This is a genomic window from Hyphomonas sp., assembly GCF_041689225.1.
GTDB lineage: Bacteria > Pseudomonadota > Alphaproteobacteria > Caulobacterales > Hyphomonadaceae > Hyphomonas.
This window is the reverse complement of the sequence record NZ_JBDNGN010000148.1, coordinates 1-1,789: the sequence shown is the minus strand read 5'-3', so window position 1 is coordinate 1,789 and position 1,789 is coordinate 1. Positions and strand designations below refer to the sequence as shown.

General features: G+C 61.9%; 4 protein-coding genes. 3 read left to right on the top strand and 1 reads right to left on the bottom strand.

Annotation, left to right across the window (positions count from 1 at the left end; all coding sequences use genetic code 11):
* Window positions 1-236, bottom strand: a 236-nt coding sequence (locus tag ACESNB_RS14605) for a hypothetical protein (RefSeq protein WP_373008579.1), incomplete at its 3' end; no start/stop codon positions are given.
* Window positions 237-245: 9 nt separating this feature from the next.
* Here ACESNB_RS14605 and ACESNB_RS14600 point away from each other — a divergent pair.
* From ACESNB_RS14600 to ACESNB_RS14590, 3 genes are all read left to right on the top strand, one after another.
* Window positions 246-458 carry a DUF2093 domain-containing protein gene (locus ACESNB_RS14600; protein WP_373008577.1) on the top strand — a complete coding sequence of 71 codons (213 nt, stop codon included), beginning with the start codon at window positions 246-248 and terminating at the stop codon, window positions 456-458.
* A complete protein-coding gene (locus ACESNB_RS14595) occupies window positions 455-1,357 on the top strand; it encodes a M23 family metallopeptidase (RefSeq protein ID WP_373008575.1) in 903 nt (300 codons plus the stop codon). Before ACESNB_RS14600 ends, ACESNB_RS14595 begins: the two co-directional genes overlap by 4 nt.
* A partial coding sequence (locus ACESNB_RS14590) for a DUF1697 domain-containing protein (protein WP_373008573.1) occupies window positions 1,354-1,789 on the top strand: 436 nt, incomplete at its 3' end. The genes ACESNB_RS14595 and ACESNB_RS14590, both read left to right, overlap by 4 nt.

Sequence of the window (1,789 nt, the reverse complement as noted above, 5' to 3'; positions counted from 1 at the left end):
CGTTCAATATTACCTAGAGCCGTTTCAAGAGCCTTCTGCTTATCCACACCGGATTCCTTATCCACAAGTTGAAGCGCTGGTTTGGCCATGAGTCGTCTCCTTAGGTCCACTACGGGGGTCAGTTTGGCAAGGCCCCCTATTGCCGTCCATGTTCCGGATGTACCATGTTTGTTCTCATGAACAAAGCAGAAACTTCCTGTTCGCTGCACCTTTTCTTTGCCGTGCGGATCAGGCATGGTAGCGCCATGTTGACCCGATCGAACCGACAAGCGGGCGAAGCACGGCTTCGCTACCTTGATGCCGATGTCCAGGTGCTTGCGCCCGGCGATTTTGTTGTGTGTGCCGTGACCGGCCGCAAGGTTCCCCTGCAAGCCCTGCGCTATTGGAGCGTCGATCTGCAGGAAGCCTATTGGGACGCGGCAGCCGCAGGCACCCGGATGGTGCCCGCACAGGGATGATGCTGCGCGAACTCCTGCTCGCGGTCGTGATGTGTTCAGGAGCGTGCGCACAAACTCCCGCCTCCAACGAGATCCGATCCGCAACGCCTGCCCACCCGACCTGCGACGGCGCCCTCAACCAGGGTGGCCTTGTCATCTGCCATGCTGCGCCCGGCGAAACGATGACGGTCGCCGGCGTCAGACAAGTGGTGGATTACACCGGTACGGCCCAATTCGGCATCCGCACAAACGCGCCCTCGGTGATCGGCTGGTCTGCTGCCAGCGGCGCCTTTGGCGACCTCGCCATCGCAGCGCGCGATGATGAATTCCGCACGATCAAGGGCTTCGACTGCGACAAGGTCGATGCCCGCTCGACCGAACAGAAAGCCCATGCCGCCCGCAGCTGGCAGACCAAGCAGGCGGCGTTTGCCCGCCTGATTCCCGGCCCTGGCGCCCTCGGCGGGTTCATCAGGCCCGCCAATGTGCCCGCCTCCTCGCCCTTCGGCCCAACACGGAAATATATCGGCGTCTCGAAAGTCACCGGAAAGCCGTGCGAATCGACCTCTGTCCATCAGGGCTATGATATGGCCGCCCCCATCGGCACGCCGGTCGTCGCCCCGGCGGGCGGGACGGTCATTCTCGCCGATCCCGACCTCTACTATGAAGGCGGCGCGGTCTTCCTCGACCATGGCCATGGCCTCACCTCTGTCTTCATGCACCTCTCCGAAGTCGATGTTGCTGCCGGCGATGTGGTGAAACGTGGCGACCTTCTCGCCAGGACTGGCAATTCTGGCCGCACGACTGGCCCGCACCTGCACTGGGCCGTCAAATGGCGGAACATCGCCAGCAAGGATCGCAGCGGTGATTTCTACATCGACCCGGCCCTGTTGCTGGACCTGCCAGTAGCCGATCCCCAGTGACAGCCTATATCGCCCGGCTGCGCGCCGTGAATATCGGCGGCACCGGCAAGCTGCCCATGACCGAGCTGACCGCCATGTGCGAGGAGATCGGCTTCCATCAGGTCAAGACCTATATCGCCAGCGGCAATGTCGTTTTCACGTCTGACCAGCCAGAAATGACCGTGAGAGCCGCATTGGAATCCCGACTGGAAACATATGCTGGCAAGCCCGTGGGCATCTTTGTCCGCACGGCTGCCGAAATGGACGCCGTGCGTGCCGCCAATCCGTTTTCGGACCAGCCGGGCAACCGTGTCGTGGCGATATTTCTCGACGCGCCCCCCGGCCCGGAAGCACTAACGGGCCTGCGGCACCAGACGACCGAAATGCTGAAACCCGAAATCCGCGAAATCTATGTGTATTATGCGGATGGGCAAGGCGCGTCGAAGCTGGCCG

Excerpts from the sequence above, each read along its gene's own strand:
- ACESNB_RS14600 (WP_373008577.1), top strand. The coding sequence starts at position 246 with ATGTTGACCCGATCGAACCGACAAGCGGGCGAAGCACGGCTTCGCTAC.
- ACESNB_RS14595 (WP_373008575.1), top strand. The coding sequence starts at position 455 with ATGATGCTGCGCGAACTCCTGCTCGCGGTCGTGATGTGTTCAGGAGCG.